This is a genomic window from Hymenobacter coccineus, assembly GCF_001816125.1.
GTDB lineage: Bacteria > Bacteroidota > Bacteroidia > Cytophagales > Hymenobacteraceae > Hymenobacter > Hymenobacter coccineus.
This window is the reverse complement of sequence record NZ_MDZA01000432.1, coordinates 1-24,053: the sequence shown is the minus strand read 5'-3', so window position 1 is coordinate 24,053 and position 24,053 is coordinate 1. Positions and strand designations below refer to the sequence as shown.

Below are 24,053 nucleotides of genomic sequence, written 5' to 3'. Positions count from 1 at the left end.
GCCGCCGCCCGCGCCCGTAGCGGCCGCCGCTCCGCCCGCAGCGACGATGCGCCCGATGCCGACGCCCCCGAAACCGCCGCCGACCGCAGTGCCAGCCGCGTAGTCCTCACGCCCGAGACGGCTTTGGTGGCGTCTAACTTTGCCGGCAACAAGGGGCGGCTGCCCTGGCCAGTGGGGCGCGGCTTCATCAGCCAGCGCTTTGGGCGGCACCCGCACCCAGTGCTGCGCCACGTGGTGGTAGAAAACCGGGGCATCGACATCCAGACCGGCGCCGGCGAGCCGGTGCGGGCCTGCTTCGACGGCAAAGTGCTCACTATTACCAGCATTGCGGGCATGAACACCATCGTCATGATTCAGCACGGCGACTACTTCACGGTGTACGCCAAGATGCGCACGGTGAGCGTGAGCGATGGCCAGCGCGTGCGCGCCCGCGACGTCATCGGGACGGTAGCCGCCGGCAGCGACGGCACCTCCGAGCTGCAGTTCCAGGTGTGGCACAACTCCTCCAACCTCAACCCCGAAAGCTGGCTGGGCAGCCGCTAAAGCAGTCGTTGCAGCGCCAAGCACAGCTTGGCGGTACCTACACTTCCCATAGGGGCCCCGGCGCGATGCCAGGTACAGCGTGCAGCACATCCTTGAAAGGCGCGCCAGAGGCTACGCCCAGGGCCCCACAAGGGCCAAAAAAAAGACACCGAGCAAGGCGCGGTGTCTTTCCAAAGCTATGAAAACAAACTTAGCCGCAGCTACTGCCCGGTGCAGGGCAAGGCTCTACGGGGACGGCTAATAGCTGCTAGCCGATACAAAAGTGGGGTGCTGCACTGGGCTGCCCCTAGTCAACTCGTTCAATGGGCCAATTCTCTCGGTAAATCGGGGCTCAGAGTAGCCGGCGGCTATAATACGTGGAGGCGGGCCAGCAGTGCCGCCCGGTAAGAATTGCCGATGGGCACGGCCGTAGCCGGCCGGCCGGCCGGGGCCCCGGGGCCGGCGTCGAGTAGCACGGTGTCGCCTTCGAGGGCCAGCAGGCGGTCGAGGCGGATGATGTACTTGCGGTGGACGCGGGCAAAATCGGCGGTGGGCAGGCGGGCCTCCATGTCCTTCATGGTGCCGTACACGGTGAAGCGTTCCCGCACGGTGTACAGGTTCACGTAGTCACCCAACGCTTCAAAGTGCGTCACGTCGGCGGGCAGCACGCGCAGCAGGCGGGTATCTTGCTTCACGTACAGTTCGGGGCGCTGGCCTGGCTCGGCCGCGCTGGCCACCCGAAACGCCACCGCCAGCTGCTGCTGCTGGTCGGCCAAGGCCCGCTGGGCCAGGCCCTGGGCCACGTAGTCGGTGGCCCGGCGGGCCAGGCAGGCCAGGGCCTCGCGCTGGTCGTCGGGCAAAGCCAGCGGTTGGGGGGCCCCCGCGCCCAGCACGCCCAGCACCTCGCCCGCCGGGACCCCGCAACGCCACGCTGGCGCAAAAGTGCGTGGGCGACAAGCTGGTAGTTACTTCGTCGAAGCCCGCCACCGCTGGTTCCGACCGCAGCACGGTCCGGCAGAACTTGTCCAGCTCAGGCATGGCCGCTGCCCGCCCGTGCCGGGCCTGCACAGCCAGGGCCCCGGGCCCGGCCAAGGCTACCAGCGCCTGCGGCACGCCGCAGGCCACGGCGGCCAGATGCACCAAATCGGCGAAGAACTGGGGCGGAGCAGCTGCCAGTACGTCGGCGCCGCCAGCTACCGCCGGCTGAATCAGTTCCTGATCTGGGGAGAGGGTCATAAATGATATGAAACGGGAGCGAGCTTCAATAGCCGAACGTTAAAAAAAACAAACTACGTTAGTAGGCCAATGTTGTGTTTAATAATCCGACCAAGGGGGCCCAGCGCCCGGCTAGCCTGCTCTTCGGCTCCTCCAAATTATTAGGGCCTGCGCCGCACAACCGCGGGCCATGCGGTACCTTTGCCATCCAGCCGGGCCCGGGCTCCGTATAACGTCCTACTCAACCCTCTACCGGGCCAAGCGGCCCCCATCCTATGCTTGCTTCCTTGTTCTTGCTCGGTATCCCCAACGGCGGCGAGCTGCTGTTGATCGTTTTTGTAGTTGTGCTGCTGTTCGGCGCCAAGCGCATCCCGGAATTGTTCAAAGGCATCGGCTCTGGTGTGCGCGAGTTCAAAGACGCGACCAAGGAGACCCCGGCCGCCTACCGCGACCAGGCACCTTACCCGCAAGATAGCAACGGGCAGCAGTACCCGCCCCAGGGCTACCCCCAGCAGCCCAACGGCTACCAGCCGCAGTACCCGCAGCAGGGCTACCCTCAGCAAGGCTATCCGCAGCAAAACGGCTACCCCCAGCAGCAGAACGGCTACCAGCAGCCGCCCAACGGCTACCAGCCCCAGTACCCGCAGCCCGACCAGCCCGGCTACCAGCAGCCTACCCCGCCGGCCCGCAACCCCAACGACCCCAGCCAGCAATTGAGCTAGGGCCCTCAGTCTCAGTTATTCATTCGTTATATACTTAAGCTAGAACCCATGCAACAGTCTCTTTTATTTCTTGGTGACATCGGTGGCTCCGAGCTGATCCTTATCATGGTTGTGATCCTCGTGTTCTTCGGGGCTAATAAAATTCCCGAACTGGCCCGCGGCCTAGGCAAAGGCATCCGCGAGTTCAAGGACGCCAGCAGCGAAATCCGCAACGAGTTTGAGCGCGCTGGCCAGCAGCCTCAGCAGCCGTACAACCCCAATCCGAACTACAACCCGAATCCCGGTTATAACCCCAACTTCCCGCCGCAGAATGGGGCCCCGCACGACCCTTATGCTGCCCAGACCGCCCAAGGCTACGAGCCGCACCCGGTAGCCGAGGCCCCCGCCGAGCAGCCCTACGTGGCCCCGGTGTTGCCGCCCAACCTGGCCCCCGAAGGCACCCAGCCCCGGCAGCCCTACAGCCCGCCCAGCGTTTAAGTACCCCCTCAAATAATTGCGAGTAGTTTGAAGCGTTTCAGTTCTCTTTCGGCAATTCAGCGCGAGCTGACGGCGGGCACCACGTCCTGCCGTCAGCTCGTTGACTATTACCTCGGTAACATCGAGCGACAGCAGCACCTCAACGCCTTCCTGGAAGTGTGGCCCGACGAGGCCCGCGCCCAGGCCGACGCCGTGGATGCCAAGCGCGCCGCCGGCACCGCCGGGCCCCTGGCTGGCATGGTCATCGGCCTGAAAGATGTACTGGCCTACACCGGTCATTCGCTGCAAAGCAGCAGCCGGATGCTCGACGGCTTCAAGTCGCTCTTCACCGGCACGGCCGTGCAGCGCCTGCTCGACGCCGACGCCATCCTCATCGGCCGCCAGAACTGCGACGAGTTCGCCATGGGCGGCTCCAACGAAAGCTCTTACTTCGGCCCGGCCCGCAACGCCGCCGACCCCAACCGGGTGCCGGGCGGCTCGTCGGGTGGCTCGGCCGTGGCCGTGCAGGCCGACATGTGCCTGGCCTCCATCGGCTCCGATACCGGCGGCTCGGTGCGGCAGCCGGCGGCCTTTTGCGGCGTTATTGGCCTGAAACCCACCTACTCGCGCATCTCGCGCTATGGACTGGTGGCCTTTGCTTCGTCATTTGACCAAATAGGGCCCCTGACCCGCTCGGTAGAAGACGCCGCCCTGCTGCTGGAAGTAATGGCGGGCCCCGACGGCATGGACAGCACCGCCAGCCAGCGCGAAGTGCCCGCTTACAGCCAGCTGCTGGCCCCGGCCGGCCACTACCGCATCGGCTACATCGCCGACGCCATCGACAACGAGGGCCTGAATCCCGAAATCAAGGCTGCCCTCGAAAGCCAGTTGGACCGCTTGCGCGGCCTGGGCCACGTGGTGGAGCCGGTTGATTTTCATTACCTCGACGTGATGATTCCGACCTACTACATCCTCACTACCGCCGAGGCCAGCTCCAACCTCAGCCGTTTTGATGGCGTGAAGTATGGCTATCGGGCCCCCGACGTGACGGATTTAGAGTCGCTCTACAAGAAGAGCCGGTCGCAGGGCTTTGGCGCGGAGGTGCAGCGGCGCATCATTCTCGGCACGTTTGTGCTCAGCGCCAACTACTACGACGCCTACTACACCAAGGCCCAGCGCGTGCGCCGCCTCATCAAGGAAAAGACCGACGAGTTGCTGCGCCAGTACGACTTCTTGGTGCTGCCCACCACGCCCACCACGGCCTTCCGCATCGGTGAAAAGCAAGACCCGGTGAGCATGTACCTAGCCGATATTTTTACGGTGCAGGCCTCGCTGGCTGGTGTGCCGGCCATTTCGGTGCCCATGGGCGACGATGCCGCAGGCCTACCGATGGGCCTGCAAGTGATGGCCGGGGCCTTCCGCGAAGCCGAACTGCTCGCTTTCGCCACCGAACTGGTGCCGGCCGAAACCGAAGCATAACCACGCCGCTGGGTTTGCTTATTGACGAAGCTTCCGGTCGGTAACTGAATGCGTTGCGCACGCCGGTTGAAGTAATACTTTAGGACAAACGCTGGGATTTACAGCGTTTTTTTCTACCTTCGGCAATATGAAGCAAGGACGTACCCCGGCGTTTCGGCCCGGCCGCTTGTGGCAGCGGCTGGCGCTGGCCCTGCCTTTGGTGGCCCCCGTGGCCGCCCGGGCCCAGCAGCTGCCGCCCCTCTCCACCGACACCACCAAGGTGCCGGTGCTGCTGCTACCCGACTCGCTGGCCGTGGTCCCCGTCGTGCCCGTTGACTCGGTGCGGCTGGCTTGGCTGCAAACCCCGCCCACTGTGCGCGACCTCGTGGGCGACCGGATGAGTTGCATCGAAACCGATGCCCCGCACCAGTTCAACAACGCGGTGATGGCCTATATCACCCTGTTTACGGTGCGCAAGCGCGACTACACGCAGCGGGTGCTGGAGCGCGAGAATCTGTATTTTCCGCTATTTGAGAAGTACCTGGCGCAGTACCACCTGCCTTTGGAGCTCAAGTACTTGGCCGTGGTGGAGTCGTCGCTGATTCCTACGGCCAAATCGCAGGTGGGGGCCACCGGGCTCTGGCAGTTCATGGGCCCCACGGCGGGCGACTTGCGCCTGCGCCGCGATGAGTGGGTGGACGAGCGCATGGCCCCCGAGAAAGCTACCGAAGCCGCCTGCAAGCACTTGCGTTATCTCTACGGTGTGTTTCACGACTGGGAATTGGTGCTGGCCGCCTACAACTGGGGCGCCGGCAACGTGCAGCGTGTGATGCGCCGCACCAGCAAAAAAACCTTCTGGGACCTGTACCCGAACCTGCCGGCCGAAACGCGCAACTACGTGCCCACTTTCACGGCGGTGATGTACAGCATGAAGTACGCCCAGGAACACGGCCTGCACTCCGATAAGCTGGCCTACCAGCGCGCCGAGGCCCTGGACACACTGGGCCTGCGCGGCCAGGCCTTCGACCTGCACCGCCTGAGCGTGGCTTGCGGCTATTCCGACTCGACCTACCTGACGCGCTACAACCCCGAGCTGTTCCGGGCCGGGCTGCCGGCCGGCTACCGGCCCTACGTGGTGCGCTATCCCGCCACGGCCCGCGCCGCCTTCGGGGGCGCCGACCGGGCTACGCTGCTGGCCTTTTGCCAACCGCTGGCCGCGCTGCCCCAGCCGCTGGCCGCCCTGCCGCCCCGCCTCGATGGCGTGGAGCCCTGGGGCCCCAAAGTGCCCTTGCTGGCCGCTGCCGATGCTGAGGAAGGCAACGCCGCGCCGCGTGTGCGCCGGGTGCGCCACGTGGTGCGCCGGGGCGAAACCGTGGCCGGCCTAGCCGAGCGGTTCGACGTGAGCCCCGCCCAGTTTCGCCGCTGGAACGAGCTGACCAAGAAGCAACTGCTAAAGCCGGGCCGCACCGTGGTGGTGCTGGTGCCGCAGCCTGCTGCCCAGCCGCCGGTGGTCGTCGCGGCCGTCCCGCCTCGTCCGGCCCCCATCCGGTCCCTGCCCTCGGCAGCGGAAGTAGCTACCCGCCAGGCCCTGGCCGCCGCCAACGCGCTGGAAGTGGCCCGCGTGGCCGCCGTGGCTGCCCAGGAGGAGCAGCAAGCCACGCGCCTGGCCAAGGTGCGCCAGCGGCAGGAAGCCGCCCAGCACGCCCAGGCCCGCATTGCCGCCATTCAGGCCGCCGCGCTGGCCAAAGCCACGGCCGCGCTGGCCGGGCGCAAGCCCGCCGAGCAGGTAACGGCGGCAAATGCCCCAGCCGAAACGACCACCGAAACGCTCGTGGCTATCAACGAAGCGGCCCTTGGGGCCCCGGCGGAGGTAGCGGAAGCGCCCGTACACAAGCCGCGCCGGTCCTCGATGGAGGCCACCGCCCGCCCCCGGGATACGGCCGCCGAAGTGGAGCCCACGGCCACAGCCAGCTATGTAGTGCGGCGGGGCGACAACCTGACCAAGCTGGCCCAGGCCCGCGGCGTGAGCGTGGCCCAACTCGTGGCCTGGAACCATCTCGACACCGAAACCGTGGAAGCTGGCCAGCGCCTGCGCTTCAGCCCCCCCGCCGGGGCCCCAGCCAAGACCGCACCTGCGCCCGCGCACCTCGCCGCGGTACCCAAAACGCACTTGGTGCAGCCCGGCGACACGCTCTACAATATTTCGCGCCGCTTCAAGGTGAGCGTGGCGGTGCTGCGGCGCCTCAACCACCTCACCTCCGACGACGTGAAGCTGGGGCAGAAGCTGCTGGTGCCGCAGGGTTAGCAGCGGCCTCAGGAGTGGCCGGCTGCGACGAGCGTGCTGGCTCCTGCTACCCTGTACCGCTACACCAAAAAAGCCCTGGGGGCCCTGCTACAGGGGCCCCCAGGGCTTTTCGCCGCTAGTGGAGCAGGACTACTGCACTTGCGTTACTGCGCGCAAGGCATTTACCCGCCCGTAGCCGTAGTATTCGTCGCGGCCAGGCTTGCCCAAATCGTCGGCCGAGGCCCGCAGCACGGCTTCAACGCGGGCGGGGTCCATCCGGCCACCGTTTTTGCCGATGATGAGCGCGGCCACGCCGCTGGCGTGCGGCGCCGCCATGCTGGTGCCTGCCGACCAAGCGTAGCCGCCGTTGCTGGTGGTGCTAAAGACATAGTCAAACAAATAAACGGGCCGCGTTATACCAATGATCGTGGCGGTTTGGGTTGGGTTGGTGTAGTAGTAGGCAAAGTCGCCCCGGGGGCCGCGAAAGTAACAGCCGGCGTGCCGTAGTTAGAATAGGACGCGAACCGGTCCAGGTTGGTTGTGAGCGGCGCCAGGGCCCAGCCGATGGGCGCCGTGGCCGAGATGGAGATAACGCCGGTGGCGTCCGCCGGAATGTTGACCAGCGATTGGTCTTTGTTGCCGTTGTTGGCGTCGTTGCCGGCCGAAGCAATGAGCGTAACGCCCTGCTTAGTGGCGTAAGCTGTGACCTTGCTAAGGGCTACCAGCAACTCCTGGGTGGCCTTGGTGTCGTTCACCACCGTGTCGTCCGAGGGGTCGTCCGGCGTGCCGTTGTCGTCCAGGTACTTGCCGTTGCGCGGCAGGGAGGCGCCTAAGCTCATGTTCACCACGGTGGCTTTGTGCTGGGCGGCGTACACGATGCCGCTCATCAGCCACGAGAACGAGCCCGAGCCGGCGTCGCCCAGTACCTTGACCAGCAGCAGCTTGGCTTTGGGGGCAATGCCGATAACACCGCGGTTGTTGTCCACGGCGGCAATGGTGCCCGCGGTGTGCGTGCCGTGGCTAAAGCCCGTGCCAACGAACTGGGCTTTTTCGCCGGGCACGAACGACGCGCTGCCGATGATGTTGGCCGCCAAGTCGGGGTGCGTCAAATCAAACCCCGAGTCCAAGTCGGCCACCACCGCGCCCTCGCCCAGGGCCCCGGCGTTCCACGCCTCGGGGGCCTGAATGGCCGTGGCGCCCCACTGCAACGGCAAATAGGGGTTACTGTCGCCCGTGCTCGGCGGGTTCACGTTGTCGACCGCCACAGTGCGCTCCTTTTGCGGGTCAAAGCCTTGGTAGGTAAAGTCGTGCACCACCGAGCGCACGCCGGCAATCTTGGCGGCCTTGGCCGCAAAATTGGGGTCGTCCGAAGTGGCTGTGGCTACGCCTGCCTCGCTCAGCAGGGTGGTGATGGTGCCGTTGGCTTTCGCGGTTTGGTCGGCCAGGTCGGCCGGCAGCTGGCCGCCGGTGGCAATGATGATGTAGTGTTTAGCGCGCAGCTTCACCGCGCCGGGGGCCTGGGTGGCTTCCTGCGCCGCGCTGGTGCCCAAGGGTTGGGCCGAGTCGGCGTCTTTCTTGTTGCAACCAAAAGCGAAAAGCAAACCCAGGCTGCAAAGCGGCAGCAGCTTGTGAGTAAAGTTGGGAATGGGCATAGAGCGGTACTTAAAAATGGAAAGAAGGAGGAAATGAATTCAAGCCCTGAGCATCAGGGTTTGAGCCTGCCAATATAGAGTAAATTCTTATAATTGTACAATTTATAAGTATATTTTTATATATTAAATCGTATTTATTGATTTAATAGCTGGACCTGGCGAGCAGCGCAACCCCGACCGTGGGTTTGGGGGTGGCCGGCCGTAGCCAGTCGCCGGCGCCGGGGCCCCCGGGCCCGGGTTGGTGGCCTGGGCGCTAAACTAGGGCCCCGGCGAGTACCTTTGCCCACCGTCGATACGGCCCCACCGGCCGCGCTCCTGGCGCGGCCGTTTTCTTTTTTGCCGCTTTTCTATGCTGAAAATCAATAAGCAGGACGCCCTGAACTACCACTCGCAAAGCCCGGCCGGCAAAATCGAGGTGGTGCCCACCAAGCCCGTCAGCACCCAGCTCGACCTGGCGCTGGCTTACTCGCCGGGCGTGGCCGAACCCTGCCTGGCCATTGCCGCCAACCCCGACGATGTGTATAAGTACACCGCTAAGGGCAACTTGGTGGCCGTCATCAGCAACGGCACGGCGGTGCTGGGCCTAGGCAACATCGGGCCCGCTGCGAGCAAGCCGGTAATGGAAGGCAAGGGCGTGCTGTTCAAGAAGTTCGCGGGCCTGGACTGCTTCGATATCGAGATTGACGCCACCGACCCCGACGAATTCATCCGCATTGTGAAGGCCCTGGAGCCCACGTTCGGCGGCATCAACCTGGAGGACATTAAGGCCCCCGAGTGCTTCCAGATTGAGACGGCCCTGCGCGAGCAGATGAACATCCCGCTGATGCACGACGACCAGCACGGCACGGCCATCATCACGGCGGCGGCGCTGCTGAACGCGCTGGCCCTGGTGGGCAAGAAGATTGACGAAATTCAGCTGGTGGTGAGCGGGGCGGGGGCGGCGGCCGTGTCGTGCCTGCGCCTGTACCTGGCCCTGGGCCTGAAGAAGGAAAACGTGGTGGTGTTCGATAAGGACGGCCTCATCCACGAAGGGCGCACCAACCTGGCGCCCATCCAGATGCAGTTTGCCACCACGCGCCGGCTCAACAACCTGGGCGAGGCCCTGGTGGGGGCCGATATGTTCCTGGGTTTGTCGGCGGCCAACGTGCTGCCCGCCGAGTACCTGCTCACAATGGCGGCCGACCCCATCGTGTTTGCCCTGGCCAATCCGAACCCGGAAATCGAGTACGACCTGGCCATGGGCACCCGGCCCGACCTCATCATGGCCACCGGCCGCTCCGACCACCCCAACCAGGTGAACAACGTGCTGGGCTTCCCCTACATTTTCCGGGGGGCGATGGACGTGCGGGCCACCGAAATCAACGAGGCCATGAAGCTGGCCGCCGTGCACGCCCTGGCTGAACTGAGCCGCGAGCCCGTGCCCGACATGGTGAACCGCGCCTACGGCGACAACACCCTGGCGTTTGGCCGCAGCTACCTCATTCCCAAGCCGCTAGACCCGCGCCTCATCACCAGCATCAGCCCGGCAGTGGCCAAAGCAGCCATGGAAAGTGGCGTGGCCCGCGTGCCCATCACCGACTGGGATGCCTACGGCGACCAGCTCCAGGCCCGCCTCGGTGGCAACCAGAAGCTGATGAACCGCATCACGAGCGCCGCTAAGTCGGGCCCCAAGCGGGTGGTGTTTGCCGAAGGCGACAACTACAAAGTGCTGAAGGCCGCCCAGATTCTGCGCGACGAGGGCATTGCCCTGCCCATCGTGCTGGGGCCCCAGGAGAAGATCGAGGAAATTGCCCGGGCCAACAACATCGACCTGGAGGGCTGCGAAATCGTCAACATCCTCAAGGAGGAAGCGCGCCGCGCCGAGTTTGCCCAGCTGCTGTACCAAAAGCGCCAGCGCCGCGGCATGACGCTCTACGAAGGCCGCCGCCTGATGCGCGAGCGCAACTACTACGCCGCCATGATGGTGGAAACCGGCCTGGCCGACGCCTGCATCACCGGCCTCACCAAGGACTACGGCAAGAGTATCATTCCGGCCCTGCAAGTCATTGGCACTGAGGACGGGGTGAAGCGCGTGTCGTCGATGTACATCATTCAGCACAAGCAGGGGCCCTATTTCTTCGCCGATACCACGGTGAACATCGACCCCACTGCCGAGCAGATGGTGGAGATTATCGGCCTCACGGCCCGGGCCGTGCGCTTCTTCGACAACGAGCCGCGCATTGCCGTCGTATCCTACTCCAACTTCGGCTCGAACGCGGGGGCCCTGCCCGAGAAAACCCGCCGCGCCACCGAGCTGGCCAAAGCCCGCTACCCCGACCTGCTCCTCGACGGCGAGATGCAGGCCAACGTGGCCCTGAGCCCGGGCTTGCTGCAAGAGCACTACAGCTTCAGCCCGCTGGCCGAAAAGGGGGCCAACACGCTGGTGTTTCCCAACGTGGAGTCGGGCAACATTGCCTACAAAGTGCTCCAGGAAATTGGGGGCGCCGAGCTAATTGGGCCCGTGCTGATGGGCATGCGCAAGCCGGTGCACATCCTCCAGCTGGGCGCTTCGGTGCGCGACATCGTGAACATGGCCTCCATTGCGGTGGTCGATGCGCAGTCGGGCGGCAAAGGGATGTAGGGCGGTTTTGCCCTTATTTTCATTTGAGTTGAATTAAGGAGATTGCACTAAAACCCCCACACTTCTGAAACCCCGGCGTCGCCTAACGTCGGGGTTTCTCTTTTCATCGCCGTTAACCTTTGGGCCTAGCGGTGCTTTTTGGCTGGGGCCGGCCGGCTAATTGGACTGAGCCGGTGGCTGGGGCCCCGCGCCGGGGCCCCAGCCACCGGACTTTCGCATGAAAGTTTAGTAAATTTGGACAGTAAAAAACCCCTTTGCGGGGCCTTCCTTTCCAAATTACGGTTTTTATGATTGCTTACCTCGACGGCAAGCTGGCCTACAAAGACGCCACGCAGGCCATCATGGACCTGGGCGGCGTGGGCTACGAAGTCCGGATTTCATTGGCCACGTTCTCGAAGCTGCCGGCCGAAGGGGCCCCGGCCAAAATCTACACCTACCAGCACATCAAAGAAGACGGCCAGACGCTGTACGGCTTCCTCGACCCGGCCGAAAAGGCGCTGTTTATGCTCCTGATTTCGGTGTCGGGCATCGGGCCGGGCACGGGCATCGTGATGGTGAGCAGCATGAGCGTGGGCGAAATCCGCGAGGCCATTGTGCACGAAAACGTGCGCGCCATCCAGAGCATTAAGGGCGTGGGGCCCAAAACGGCCCAGCGCGTCATCCTCGAGCTGAAGGACAAGCTGCGCAAGGACGAGCTGCTGGCCAAGGCCGGCGTGGACACCGTGCCGCTGGCCCGCCAGCACAATACCCAGCGCGCCGAAGCGTTGCAGGCCCTGGTAACCCTGGGCTTCGCCCGGGCCGCCGCCGAAAAGAACCTGGACCAGATTGCCCAAAAGCACGGCCCCGGCCTGACGGTGGAGGAAATGATTAAGTTTGCTTTGAAGTCGCACTAAGCCCCGGCGGGAAATAATTGGCGGAATCCCGCCCAGGCAACCCTTTCGGCCGGCGAAGTGCTCGTTGGATATATCTATTCTTGTGTGTGCCGCCGGGGCGGGGCTGCTCCGGTGGGCCCCCGCCGCGGGGCGCGTGGCCGCTGCCCAACCTTTATTCTGCTTGAAATCCGGTCGTAAATTACTTGCTCCGTCGGTCGTGTTGGTGGCGTCGTTGCTGGCGTGGTGGGCCCAGGCCAGCCCGCTGGCCCGGCACCCCGCCCGCGCGTGGCCCCTGGTACCCAACGCCTTGGCGGTGGCCGATGCCGCCCACTACGCGCCGGCCGACACCATCTACAAGCCCAGCCGCCGGCCGCGGGTGGGTGGGCGCGACGCCCGGGCAGCCCTATGGGCCAGCCGCGGCGCGAGTCGCCGCTGGTGCTGCCGCTGCCGCCCAACGTGAAGCTGAACGTGGCTGTGGACGACAGCCTGCAAAACTTTGAGGTGCAGGAAAAGGTGGGCGAAAACATCGACTACCGCGACCCGAGCCGGCTTACGTACAAGGAGTACGAAGAGTTTCAGCAGCGCCAGGCCATCCGCAACTACTACCGCGAGCGGGCCCGGGGCGGCATTACGGGGCCCTCGGTGGTGGCGGGCACGCCGCAGGCCCAGCGCCTGATTCCGAAAATTGACCTGGGGCCCGTGGGCGACCGGATTTTTGGCGGGCGCTACGTGGATATCCGGCCGGCGGGCGCGGTCAGCATCAAGGCGGGGGCGAAGTTCAACGTGAACGAGAACCCGGCCCTGACCCTGCGCCAGCAGCGGGTGGGCGACTTCATCTTCGACCAGAGCATGAACATCAACCTGACCGGGCAGGTCGGGACGAAGCTCAAGCTGGCCTTCAACTACGACACCAAGGCCTCGTTCGACTTCGACAACCAGATGAAGTTCGACTACTCGGGGCAGGAAACGGACATTATCCGCAAGCTGGACCTGGGCAACGTGAGCTTGCCGTTGGGCAACTCGCTGGTGCAGGGCGGCCAGAACCTGTTCGGGGCCAAGGCCCAGCTGCAATTTGGGCGGCTGGGCGTGACGGCCGTGGCGGCCACCGTGCGCGGCACCGCCGACGAGGTACGGGTGCAGAACGGAGCCCAGAGCCGGCAGTTCGAGCTGAAGGCCAGCCAGTACGAGAAAGACAAGCACTTCTTTATATCGCACTACTTCCGCGAGCGCTACGACCAGGCCCTGCGCAACCTGCCCACCATCCAGAGCGGCGTGCAGGTGACGCAGCTGGAGGTGTACGTGACCAACGACAACCGCACCACCGCCAGCCTGCGCAACGTGGTGGCCCTGATGGACATTGCCGAGCCGCTGCGCTTCTACCGCCAGCAGTTCTTCGACCCCAGCCGCAACGCCACGGTGCGCACGCCGGCCGAAAACAAGGCCAACCTGGAGTACGCCACCCTGATTGGCGGTGGGGCCCAGGCTCGCAACAACCTCACGGTTGACTCGTACCTCGGCGGCCTGGGCCTGGCCAAAAACCTGGACTACGAGCGGGTGCGGGCCCGCAAGCTCGACCCCAACGAGTACACCTTCAACGCCGAGCTGGGCTACGTGTCGCTGAACACCACCCTGCTGCCCGACCAGGCCCTGGGCGTGAGCTACTCCTACATCTACAACGGGCGCACCTACAAGGTGGGCGAAACCGTGCAGGACTACGGCACGGTGAACGCCGACCAGGTGATTTACCTCAAGCTGCTGCGCGCCACCAACCCCGGCATCGGCGTGCTGCCCACGCTGCGTCCCGACCCGCTGGTGCCCCCGGGGCCCCCCACGCGCAACACGCCGACCTGGGACCTGATGATGAAAAACGTGTATTCGCTGAATACCACGCAGCTCAACCGCGACAATTTTCAGCTCCAACTCATTTACAAAGATGATATTACGGGCGTTGACCTGATTTCGCTCAAGGAAGGGGCGAAGATCCAGAACATCCCCCTGATTCAGGTGCTGGGCCTAGACCGGGTGAACCCCAACAACGACCGCAACCCCGACGGCAACTTCGACTTTTTCCCGGGCGTCACCGTCAACCCCGAGCTGGGCCGCATCATTTTCCCCAACGTGCAGCCCTTCGGCGACTACCTGCGGGCGCAGTTCGACACCACGGGCACGACGGCGGGTTCGAATGCGGCCAACGAGCGCACGCTGCTCCAGAAATACGTGTACAACGAGCTGTACACCCAAACCCAGAGCGACGCCCAGCAGCGCCAGGAGAAGGACAAGTTTTACCTGCGCGGGCGCTACCAGGGCACCACTACCGACGAGGTGAGCCTGCCCGGCATTGGGGTGGCGCAGGGCTCGGTGAAGGTGTTTTCGGGCTCGACACTGCTTACGGAAGGCACCGACTACCAAGTGTTTTATGACCAGGCGAAGGTGAAAATCCTGAACCCGTCGTACCTGGCCTCGGCCAACGAGCTGCGCATCACCTTTGAGAAAAACGCCCTGGTGCAGGTGCAGCCGCGCCGCCTGGTGGGCACGCGCTTTGACTACCGCATGAACAAGGACGTGACGCTGGGCGGCACGGCGCTGTACCTGTTGGAGAACCAGGCCCCCGGCATCAACCGCGTGAACATCGGCGACGAGCCGGCCAACAACAGCATCGTGGGCCTCGACGGCAGCATCCGCAAGGACAGCCGGGTGCTGACCAAGCTGCTCGACCGGCTGCCGTTTTACTCGACCAAGGAGATTTCGACCTTCGCCTTCAGCGGTGAGTTTGCGAAGCTGCTGGCTGGCAAGTCGCAGCTGGGTAGCGGCGAGAATGGCACCAGCTACGTGGACGACTTCGAGAACGCCCGCACGCCCTACACGCTGGGGGGCCTCACGGCCATCCCGGCCTGGCGCCTGGCCACCACGCCGGCCACCATTTCGCGGGCCCTCGACCTGAGCGTGAACTACCAGCGCGCCAAGCTGGCCTGGTACACCGTGGACCAGACCTACTACACCGGGGGTCCCAGCGTACCGGCCAACATCGCCACCGGCGACATCTCGTTGAGCAACCACTACACCCGCGGCATTCCGCGCAACGAAGTGTTCCCAAACAAGGACCTGGGCGCCACCGGCAACGGCTACGAGTACACCTTCGACATGGCCTACTTCCCCGGCGAGCGGGGGCCCTACAACTACACGCCCAACATCCAGGCCGACGGCCAGCGCTTCGCTAACAACGCCGGGGTCAACCTGCCTGAAAACCGCTTCGGCGGTATCTCGCGGGCCATTACGTTCGACACCGATTTCGACAACGCCAACATTGAGTACCTGGAGTTCTGGATGCTGGACCCGTTTCTGCCCGGCCGCAACGGGCAGGTGGACGACTCCAACAACCCGCCCACCAACAACGCCACCGGCGGCCGGCTGGTCATCAACCTCGGCAACGTGAGCGAGGACCTGCTGCGCGACAGCAACCAGCACGAGTTTGAGAACGGTTTGCCCACGCCCGACCAGGCCGACCCCACTACGCTGGTGCAGCAGACCCCGTGGGGACTGGTGAGCACGCAGCAGTTCCTGACCGATGCGTTTTCGGGGGCCCCGGGGGCCCGGGCCGTGCAGGACGTGGGCCTCGATGGCCTGAACGACGTAGCCGAGCAGGCCTTTGTGGCGCAGGCGAACAGCAACATTTCGGGCGTTTACGGCACGTTTGCCGACCCGGCCGCCGACGACTTCCGCTACCACCTCGACGGGTTTTATACCGACAACAACGTCAAAATCCTAGGGCGCTACAAGAACTACAACGGCTACGAGGGCAACTCGCCCGAGGGCAGCCAGGCCACGTCCACGGCCTACCCCGACAAGGAAGACCTGAACCGCGACAACGTGATTCAGGACGTGGAGCAGTACCACGAGTACAGCATTCCGCTGCTGCCCAACGCCCAGAACGTGGGCCAGAACTACATCATCGACAAGGTGACGACGCCGCCCATTACCGGCAGCAACAACGAAACGGTGACGTGGTACCAGTTCCGCATCCCCATCCGCGACCCCAACCAGCGCATTGTAGTGAACGGCGCGACCAGTACCACTGACTTCGGCTACAAATCCATCCGCTTCGTGCGCATGTACATGACCGGCTGGCAGCAGCCCGTGGTGCTGCGCATGGTGCAGCCCCAGTTTGTGGCCAACCAGTGGCGCCGCTACAACTACCCCATCGCGCAGGACCAGAGCAACTTGCCGGTGAACATCACCACCGACGCGCGGGCCTTCAGTATCTCCACCGTGAGCGTGGAGGAAAACGGGCAGTCGGCCACGCCCGGCGCCATTCCGTACGTGACGCCGCCCAACATCATCCGCGACACTGAGTACGGCAGCTCGGCCGTGGCCCGGGTGCAGAACGAGCAGAGCCTGCGCCTGTCGGTGACGGGCCTGAGCGACGGCTACGCCAAGGCGGCCTACAAGAACCTGACCGTGAACATGCTGCGCTACAAGCGCCTGCGCATGTACCTGCACGCCGACTCCGACGACCCCAACCTGCGCGACGGCGATGTGCGCGGCTTCGTGCGCATCGGCACCGACTACACCCAGAACTACTACGAGTACTCGGTGCCGCTGGTGGTGACCCGGGCCGGCCAAACCACGCAGGCCGATGTGTGGCCTGAGGCCAACAACATCGACGTGGCGTTCCAGGATTTTATTGATGCCAAGTCGCTGCGCAATAAGCAGTCGCCGGTGAACTACTTGGTGCCCTTCACCGTGACGCTGCCCAGTGGGGCCACCGTGACGGTGGTGGGCAACCCCGACTTTTCGGCCGTGCAGGGCTGCATGATTGGCATCCTGAACCCGACCTCGGCCGACGTGGGTGCCAAGAGCGTGAACATGTGGGCCGACGAGCTGCGGGTGTACGACTTCGAGCAGCAGGCCGGCTACGCCGCCAACGCCCGCATGAACGTGAAGCTGGCTGACCTGGCTACCGTGACGGCCACTGGCAGTTACACCAGCGTCGGCTTCGGCGGCTTGCAGGATAAAGTGCAGCAACGCTCGCTCGACGACGTAATGCGCGGCGACCTGAACGCCGTGGTGGCCGCCGACAAGCTGCTGCCCGCCCAGTTGAACCTGCGCGTGCCGGTGCTGCTGCAAGTGGGCGCCGAGCGCCGGGCCCCAGAGTACGACCCCCTCGACCCCGACACCAAGCTGCGCCAGAGTTTGGAAAAATTTGCCGACGCCGACGCCCGCGCCGATTACAGCAAGAAGGTGATTGACATGACCACCACCCGCAGCCTCTCGCTGCTGAACGTGCGCAAGGAGCGGGTGGTGGCCGCGCCGCCCATCGGCGGGGGGCCCGCCGCGCCGCCGCGCCAGCCCAAGCCCTGGGACATTGAGAACATTGCCCTGAGCTACTCCATCGCCGAGCGCCAGCATTCCGACGTGCGCACCTCCAGCGACTACACCCGCTCGTTTCAGGCGGCGGCGGCCTACACCTTCCAAACCACGCCTAAAAACTACACGCCCTTTGCCCAGGCGAAGGCCCTGAGCAGCCCGTACCTGAAGTTTTTGCAGCAGGTGAACTTCACACCCCTGCCCTCACGCTTCGCCTTCCGCATCGACCTGGACCGGCGCTACAACGAGCGGTTTTTGCAGCGCGTGGTGAACCCCGGCGAGGTGCCCACCACCTTCGGCATTGCCGGCGTGTACCAGAAGTCGTTCTACATCAACCGCATCTACGACCTGAGTTGGGCCCTCACCAAGGCCCTGACCATTGACTACACCGCCACCAACCGCGGCGTGATTGACGAGGGCGTGGGCCGCGCCGTGGGCAACAGCCAGGAGGCCATCGACAACCGCACGCTCATCCGCCAGAACCTGCTGGCCGGGGGCCGCACCACCAACTTCTTTCAGAAAATTGCGGCCACCTACCGCCTGCCGCTCGATAAGTTTCCGCTCACCGACTGGCTGAGCTCCGACGTGCGCTACGTGGCCAATTACACCTGGCAGGCGGCCTCCACGGCCCTGCGCTCGCCCGTGTTCCCAATTCCCACCGGCGACCCCGCCCGGGATACCCTGACCGTGCCGCTGGCCTTGGGCAACACCATCCAGAACAACGCCGAGCTCAGCGCCAACGGCCGCATCGACCTGGTGAAGCTCTACAACAAGGTGAAGTTCCTGAACATCATCAACAACGCCCCGCCGCCCGCCCCGCCGCCTTCGCCTGGCTCGAAGGGCAGCTCAGCACCCAAGGCTTGCTGCGCGACGTGCAGGAAGCCAGCAGCCGCATCAGCACGCTGGTCGACAACGTGAAAACGTACTCGCACATGGACCGCGGCGGCGACTTCGCGCCCCTCGACGCGGCCGCCGGGCTCGAAAGCACGCTCAACATCTTTGGCTACCAGCTGCGGGCCAAAAACATCCGCCTCACCCGCGAATACGCCCCCAACCTGCCCCAGGTGCACGGCCAGGTCAGCGGCCTCAACCAGGTGTGGACCAACCTCATCGACAACGCCGTCGATGCACTGCCCCCCGGCGGCAGCCTTACCTTGCGCACCCGCTTGGCGCCCGGCTTCGTGCAGGTGTGCGTGGCCGACGACGGGCCCGGCATTCCGGCCGACGTGCTGCCCCACATCTTCGAGCCCTTCTACACCACCAAGCAGGCCGGCGAGGGCACCGGCCTGGGGCTCGACATTGCCCAGCGCATCGTGCAAAACCACGGCGGCCGGCTCGAAGTCACCTCGGGGCCCCAGGGCACCGAATTTTGCGCCTGGCTGCCGGTGGCGTAGCCTTTTTTCTTCTATTGCGTTATTCTTTCCGGCCGGCAATGCGCGGCCTTTCTGCATGAAAAAACCTGTCATCCTAGCCGTCGACGACGACCCACAGGTCCTCAACGCCGTCGAGCGCGACCTGCGCGCCGAGTTCCGCCGCGACTACCGCGTGCTGCGGGCCGACTCGGGCGCCGGGGCCCTGGAAATCCTGCACCAACTGCAAACCCGCGCCGAACCCCTGGCCCTGCTGCTGGCTGACCAGCGCATGCCCGGCATGGAGGGCGTGGAGCTGCTGGAAAAGTCTCGGGCCCTGTTTCCGGACGCCAAGCGCGTGCTGCTCACCGCCTACGCCGACACCGAAGCCGCCATCCGGGCCATCAACGGGGCCCGCATCGACTACTACTTACTCAAGCCCTGGGACCCGCCCCAGGAGCTGCTCTACCCCACGCTGCACGACCTGCTGGCGGCCTGGCAGGCCCAGCACAAGCCCGCGTTTCAGGGCCTGCGGCTGATTGGGTTCCAGTGGTCGCCGCTCTCGCACGCCGTCAAGAGCGCCCTGGCCGGCTACATGGTGCCCTTCGAGTGGCTTGATTTTGAGACCAACCCGACCGCGGCTAAGCTGCTCGAAAGCACCGAGTTTGAAGCCGCCGACCTGCCCGTGGTGGTGTACGCCGACGGCCACGCCGTGGCCCGCCCCACCCGCGCCGACCTCACGCAGTACTTGGGCCTACTCACGCAGCCTTCGGGCGATTTGTACGACGTGGTGGTGATTGGCGCGGGGCCCTCGGGCCTGGGCGCGGCGGTGTACGGCGCATCGGAAGGCCTGAAAACCCTGCTCATCGAGCGCGAGGCGCCCGGCGGGCAGGCGGGCACCAGCTCGCGCATCGAAAACTACCTGGGCTTCCCCACCGGCCTTAGCGGCACCGAGCTGGCCCACCGCGCCTGGACGCAAGCCGTGCGCCTGGGCGCCGAGTTCCTGGCCGAGGAGGTAACTAACCTGTGCGTGCAGGATGGCTATAAAGTACTCACCCTCAGCAGCGGCACCGAGGTGCGCACCCGCGCCGTGGTGCTCACCACCGGCGTGAGCTACCGCAAACTGGAAGTGCCGGGCATCGACGCGCTCAGCGGGGCGGGCGTGTACTACGGGGCGGCGCGCACCGAGGCCCGCTCCTGCGACCAGCAGGACGTGTACATTGTGGGCGGCGGCAACTCGGCGGGGCAGGCGGCCATGTACCTGGCCACCTACGCCCGCCGGGTGTTCATCGTCATCCGAAGCAAGTCGTTGGCCAGCAGCATGTCGGCGTACTTGATTGAGCAAATTGCGGGCACCGAGAACATCGAAATCCTGCCCTTTGCCCAGGTGAAGGAGGTGAAAGGCGAGGGCCACCTCGAAGCTGTGGTGCTACAAGTGGGCGAGCAAACCGAAGAGCGGCCCGCCCGGGCCCTGTTCGTGTTCATCGGGGCCAAGCCCAGCACCGAATGGGTGTGCGGCACGGTCATCTGCGACGCCAAGGGCTACGTGCTCACCGGCCGCGACCTAGTGGCCGACCCGCGCTACGCCGCCAACTGGAAGCGCCCGCGCGAGCCCTTCGCCCTCGAAACCTGCGTGCCCGGCGTGTTCGCCGCCGGCGACGGCCGCGCCGGCGCTATGGCCCGCGTAGCCGCCGCCGTGGGCGATGGCTCCACGGCCATCAAGTTCGTGCACCAGTACCTGGACGAGTAACTGTAGCGCGGACTCGCAGCGTCCACGCTACAGTTCATTGTAGCGTACCAGCTCTATCTCGTTCTCCACCAAGTACTCCGGCCACGCGCCGTCGCGCCAGAACTCGTATTCAGCCACTCGGTTGAGATAAGAGGTTTCGCGGTTCGTTAGGCCCGGGTGCGTCATGAATTCCACCACGGGGCCCCGGCGGAAAGCGCGGGCCAAGCCTTGGATGAAGAGCGGCAGCGTGGCGTCTTGCGCGGCCGAGAAATCGGCTACCAGCGCGTTGGGCGACTGGAAGCCGCGCAGGCCGTAGCGCGAGGCCACGCCGAAGGCGTTCAGTAGCTGGCCGCGCAGGGCATAGCCGGGCTGGGTGCTCCAGCGGCGCAGGCGGCGGATGCCGTGCCGCCGCAAGATGCTGGTGAGCACGGGCCCCAGCGCCGGGTACAAATGCTGGTGCTGGTGGCTATCGGCGTGCGAAACTGGCACGTCGAACCGTGCCAATCGGGCCAGTTGGGCTACCACTTCGGTTTCCAGCTCGCTCACCCGCACCCGGCCGCTGAGGAAACGCGCCAGCAGCAGCTGCCCTTTGAAAAACTGCCCATCGGCGTCGATCAGCGTGCGCACGGCGGAAGCGCGGCTCAGCGGGGCCCCATCGATCAGGTTGAGGTGCAGACCGGTGGAGATGTGCGCTTGCAGGGGCCCCAGGGCGCGCAGGTCGGCGTCGGTAGCCAGGTTGGACATCACAGTGGTGCTGCTGATGCGGCCTTGCGCGGCCAGCTCCTGGATGGCGGCGGTGGCGGGGGCGTCCCAGCCGTAGTCGTCGCAGTTGATGATGAGCCGGCGCATGGAGCTAATTAGGCGGGGAAATCAGGGCCGCTTGGCGATTTTGTTGAATGTGATGCTGCGCTGGGCCTTGGACTTGAAGCGGGCGTCGTCGACGGCGCTCTTGGCGCGGTGCTTGGTGGGGCGGCCCTGCACCCGGGCGCGCCACCGGCGCCACGACGAGGCCTTCAACTCGCGACGCATCAGCTCGATAACGGCTTGCTCGGGCAGGCCAAACTGCGCCAGGATAGCTTCAAACGGCGTGCGGTCTTCCCAGGCCATTTCGATTACGCGGTTAGTATCTTCTTCGGTGAGGGCGGGGATGTCCATTTCGGGGGAGGGGCCGCGGGAGTAGCGCGGCGCTCCTTTAAGCGGGGCCGCGCCGGATAGGTTGCGGCCGGGGCCGTCCGGGGCCCTATTTAATTGCCCGGGCCGCCGCGGGCTGGGGCACTGGGGCGGCTGCCGGGGCCCCAGCGGCCTGGTGCGCTAGGTGGCGCAGCACGTACGGCCGGCGGTTGCGGCGGGCGAAGTAGGTGTAGGTCCCTATTTCGGCCAGCACCCCGAAGCTCAGCAAAAAGATGCCGCCCATGATGAGGAACAGACTGAAGATGAACTCCATCGGAAACTGCTTGGCGATGTGGACGCGGAAGAACACCGAGCCAACGAGGAAGCCCATGGTAAGGGCCCCGCCGATGAGCAGGCTGAGAATACCGAGCACGCCGAACAGCCGGAACGGCTTGCGGGCATACACCACGGTGAAGCGCAGAATCAGCAAATCGACGATGACCTTGAAGACTTTGTTGAGGCCGTAGTTGCTGGTGCCGAACTCGCGGGCCCGGATTTCGATGGGGAACTCGATGTAGCGCACGCCCTTGCGCGCCACCAGGGCCCCCAGGAAGCGGTGGGCGTCGCCGAGCATCTCCACGTTGGTGAGCAGGTAGCGGCGGTAGGCCTTGTAGGTGGCCCCGAAATACTCCAGCTTCACCCCCGAGAGGCGGCTGATGATGTTGTGGGCCCCGTTGGAAATCAGCGTTTTGAGGAAGCCTTCGGGGCGCTTGCTTTTGGCGCCGCCCACCATGTCGTAGCCTTCGCGGATGAGGCGCACGAACTCGGGCAAGTAGGCCGGGTCGTGTTGCAAGTCGCCGTCCATGGCCACCACGATGCTGCCCTGGGCCTGCTCGAAGCCGGCGCGCAGGCCCAGCGTCTGGCCGTAGTTGCCGGCCATGTCGAGGCCGATGATGTGCGGGTTGCCGCGGCCAGGGCGCTGATGTGGCCCCAGGTTTGGTCGGCGCTGCCGTCGTTCACCAAAATCAGCTCGTAGTGGAAGCCGTGGGTTTCCATCACCTCCACGATTTGGCTGGCCAGTGTGCGCACGCTCTGCGCCTCGTTGTAGAGCGGCACGACGATGGAAATCAGCTCGTCGGCATCGAAGGGCGGCGGGGTGGCGGGGGCCATCGGGAGGTGCGTGGACATGGGCAGGACAGCTGGGAAACGGCGGGCAAAGGTACGGCTGGGGTGGATGGCCGCCGGCGGGGGCCCCGGGGCCCTAAACCCGCACAACCGTACCTTCGGGCTCGGTTTCCTTTACCCTACCCCGCCCCGATGGCCGCTGTTGTTGCTTCTGCTCCCCTTGTTCGTACCGCGCCGCTGTGGCAGCGGGTGCTGCCGCACGCGCTGGCGGTGTTGTTCTTCATTGTGCTGGCCTGCGCCTACTTCGCGCCCATTGTGTTCGACGGCAAGTCGCTGGCCCAGCACGACATCACCCAGTTTCAGGGTGGGGCGCAGGAGGTGCGCAACTGGGCGGCTATGCACGACGGCCACGAGCCGCTGTGGACGAACTCCATGTTTTCGGGCATGCCAACGTATTTGATTTCGGTGCACTTCCCCGGCGACTTGTCGGTGTACTTGCAGAAGGCCCTGACGCTGGGCCTGCCCTCGGCGGTATCGAACCTGTTCCTGGCGCTGCTCTGCGGCTACGTGCTGGGCGTGGCGCTGGGGCTGCCGCCGCTGGTGGCGGTGGCGGGCGCGGTGGCGCTGGGCTTTTCGAGCTACAACCTGGCCATTCTGCTGGCTGGGCACAACACCAAGTCGTTTGCCCTGGCCTACGCGCCACTGGTGTTGGGCGGGCTGCTCGTCACGTTCCGGCGCGACAAGTGGCTGGGGGCCGCGCTCTTTGCCGTGGGCCTCACGCTGAATTTGCGCGCCAACCACCCGCAGATTACTTACTACGTAGGCTTACTGGTAGTTATTTATGGCATTGTGGAGCTGGTGGCCGCGGCCCGCGCTGGGCGCCTGCCGGCCTTTGGGCAGCGGGTGGCACTGCTGGCCGTGGGGACCCTATTGGCGGTGGGCGTCAGCTTCGGCCGCCTCTACACTACGTACGAGTACAGCAAGTTCAGCAACCGCTCGCCGTCGGAGCTAAAGGCCTTGCCCGCCGCGCCCGGCGAGGCGCCGGCTGCCAGCGCCGCCCAGCAAGACGAGGACTACGCCTTTGCCTACAGCTACGGCGTGGGCGAAACCATGACGCTGCTCGTGCCCAACTTCTTCGGCGGCAGCAGCAGCATGGCCCTGGGCCCCGACTCGAACACGGCCCGCGAGCTGAGCACCCTCGGCGCCGACCCGCAGGCCGCCTCCCAAATGCCGACTTATTGGGGCGACCAGGCCTACGTGGCGGGCCCCGTGTACGTGGGCGTGGTGGTGTGCTTCCTATTCGTGCTGGGCTTATTCGTAGTGGACAAGCGCACCCGCTACTGGCTGCTGGCCGGCACGCTGGTGTCGTTCGTGCTGGCCTGGGGCAAAAACTTCGAGTCGATTAACAGCCTGATATTTCATTACTTGCCCGGCTACCGCAGCTTCCGCGCCGTGAGCATGGGCTTGGTGATGGCGCAGCTGGCCATGCCGCTGCTGGGGGCCCTGGCGCTGGCGCGCATCCTGCGCGCGCGCGGCGGCGCTGCCCGGCACTCCGCTGGGGGCCCCGGCCGAACC

The 24,053-nt window shown here is 65.2% G+C and carries 17 protein-coding genes and 3 pseudogenes; 13 read left to right on the top strand and 7 right to left on the bottom strand.

Going from position 1 to position 24,053, the window contains the following annotated elements:
* On the top strand, positions 1-543 hold a 543-nt coding region (locus tag BEN49_RS21985; protein WP_158023033.1), incomplete at its 5' end, for a murein hydrolase activator EnvC family protein.
* A gap of 347 nt (positions 544-890) precedes the next feature.
* Here the strand turns inward: BEN49_RS21985 and BEN49_RS21980 are convergent.
* The gene (locus BEN49_RS21980; protein WP_158023032.1) at positions 891-1,382 is read right to left on the bottom strand and encodes a LytR/AlgR family response regulator transcription factor; all 492 of its coding nucleotides are present in this window, start codon (positions 1,380-1,382) and stop codon (positions 891-893) included.
* Between the two features lie 193 nt (positions 1,383-1,575).
* Here BEN49_RS21980 and BEN49_RS21975 point away from each other — a divergent pair, with 193 nt between their 5' ends.
* From BEN49_RS21975 to BEN49_RS21955, 5 genes and pseudogenes are all read left to right on the top strand, one after another.
* Positions 1,576-1,764 (top strand): hypothetical protein, encoded by a 189-nt coding sequence (locus tag BEN49_RS21975; protein ID WP_070746636.1) that lies wholly within the window; start codon positions 1,576-1,578, stop codon positions 1,762-1,764.
* 248 nt (positions 1,765-2,012) lie between these two features.
* A pseudogene (gene tatA / locus BEN49_RS29890) lies at positions 2,013-2,168 on the top strand (twin-arginine translocase TatA/TatE family subunit); the annotation flags it as partial.
* A gap of 396 nt (positions 2,169-2,564) precedes the next feature.
* On the top strand, positions 2,565-2,936 hold the full coding sequence (locus tag BEN49_RS30680) for a Sec-independent protein translocase subunit TatA/TatB (protein ID WP_438831800.1): 372 nt from the start codon (positions 2,565-2,567) through the stop codon (positions 2,934-2,936).
* A gap of 27 nt (positions 2,937-2,963) precedes the next feature.
* A complete protein-coding gene (gene gatA, locus BEN49_RS21960; RefSeq protein ID WP_070746634.1) occupies positions 2,964-4,394 on the top strand; it encodes an Asp-tRNA(Asn)/Glu-tRNA(Gln) amidotransferase subunit GatA in 1,431 nt (476 codons plus the stop codon).
* Positions 4,395-4,521: 127 nt separating this feature from the next.
* A complete protein-coding gene (locus tag BEN49_RS21955; RefSeq protein WP_070746632.1) occupies positions 4,522-6,678 on the top strand; it encodes a LysM peptidoglycan-binding domain-containing protein in 2,157 nt (718 codons plus the stop codon).
* A gap of 129 nt (positions 6,679-6,807) precedes the next feature.
* Here BEN49_RS21955 and BEN49_RS30290 read toward each other — a convergent pair whose 3' ends face one another.
* Both BEN49_RS30290 and BEN49_RS21950 read right to left on the bottom strand, forming a co-directional pair.
* Entirely contained in the window at positions 6,808-7,056 is a 249-nt protein-coding gene (locus BEN49_RS30290) for a S8 family serine peptidase (RefSeq protein WP_262490244.1), read from the bottom strand.
* A gap of 14 nt (positions 7,057-7,070) precedes the next feature.
* On the bottom strand, positions 7,071-8,309 hold the full coding sequence (locus tag BEN49_RS21950) for a S8 family serine peptidase (RefSeq protein WP_262490243.1): 1,239 nt from the start codon (positions 8,307-8,309) through the stop codon (positions 7,071-7,073).
* A 349-nt stretch (positions 8,310-8,658) separates the two neighbouring features.
* On the opposite strand from BEN49_RS21950, the gene BEN49_RS21945 reads away from it, so the two are divergent.
* The 6 genes from BEN49_RS21945 to BEN49_RS21920 all read left to right on the top strand — a co-directional run bounded on the left by BEN49_RS21945 (position 8,659) and on the right by BEN49_RS21920 (position 20,264).
* Positions 8,659-10,929, top strand: coding sequence for an NADP-dependent malic enzyme (locus BEN49_RS21945; protein WP_193415864.1), 2,271 nt, complete (start codon positions 8,659-8,661; stop codon positions 10,927-10,929).
* 287 nt (positions 10,930-11,216) lie between these two features.
* Entirely contained in the window at positions 11,217-11,822 is a 606-nt protein-coding gene (gene ruvA, locus BEN49_RS21940; RefSeq protein ID WP_068236864.1) for a Holliday junction branch migration protein RuvA, read from the top strand.
* Positions 11,823-11,982: 160 nt separating this feature from the next.
* Positions 11,983-12,261: a hypothetical protein gene (locus tag BEN49_RS21935; protein WP_125917108.1), complete on the top strand. Its 279-nt coding sequence runs from the start codon at positions 11,983-11,985 to the stop codon at positions 12,259-12,261.
* Positions 12,207-18,083 (top strand): T9SS outer membrane translocon Sov/SprA, encoded by a 5,877-nt coding sequence (gene sov / locus BEN49_RS21930; protein ID WP_070746628.1) that lies wholly within the window; start codon positions 12,207-12,209, stop codon positions 18,081-18,083. The genes BEN49_RS21935 and sov overlap by 55 nt, the downstream gene beginning before the upstream one ends.
* On the top strand, positions 18,026-18,559 hold the full coding sequence (locus BEN49_RS21925; protein WP_070746626.1) for a sensor histidine kinase: 534 nt from the start codon (positions 18,026-18,028) through the stop codon (positions 18,557-18,559). Before sov ends, BEN49_RS21925 begins: the two co-directional genes overlap by 58 nt.
* Positions 18,560-18,614: 55 nt before the next feature.
* Positions 18,615-20,264 (top strand): FAD-dependent oxidoreductase, encoded by a 1,650-nt coding sequence (locus BEN49_RS21920; protein WP_070746624.1) that lies wholly within the window; start codon positions 18,615-18,617, stop codon positions 20,262-20,264.
* A 27-nt stretch (positions 20,265-20,291) separates the two neighbouring features.
* Here BEN49_RS21920 and BEN49_RS21915 read toward each other — a convergent pair whose 3' ends face one another.
* The 4 genes and pseudogenes from BEN49_RS21915 to BEN49_RS31075 all read right to left on the bottom strand — a co-directional run.
* Positions 20,292-21,092, bottom strand: a complete 801-nt coding sequence (locus tag BEN49_RS21915; protein WP_070746622.1) for a carbohydrate deacetylase — start codon at positions 21,090-21,092, stop codon at positions 20,292-20,294.
* A 21-nt stretch (positions 21,093-21,113) separates the two neighbouring features.
* Positions 21,114-21,398: a TIGR03643 family protein gene (locus BEN49_RS21910; protein ID WP_070746620.1), complete on the bottom strand. Its 285-nt coding sequence runs from the start codon at positions 21,396-21,398 to the stop codon at positions 21,114-21,116.
* 85 nt (positions 21,399-21,483) lie between these two features.
* On the bottom strand, positions 21,484-22,293 hold the full coding sequence (locus BEN49_RS21905; protein WP_070746618.1) for a glycosyltransferase: 810 nt from the start codon (positions 22,291-22,293) through the stop codon (positions 21,484-21,486).
* An 89-nt stretch (positions 22,294-22,382) separates the two neighbouring features.
* Positions 22,383-22,523: pseudogene (locus tag BEN49_RS31075) on the bottom strand (hypothetical protein); the annotation flags it as partial.
* 147 nt (positions 22,524-22,670) lie between these two features.
* On the opposite strand from BEN49_RS31075, the pseudogene BEN49_RS21900 reads away from it, so the two are divergent.
* Positions 22,671-24,053 (top strand): annotated as a pseudogene (locus BEN49_RS21900) (YfhO family protein); the annotation flags it as partial.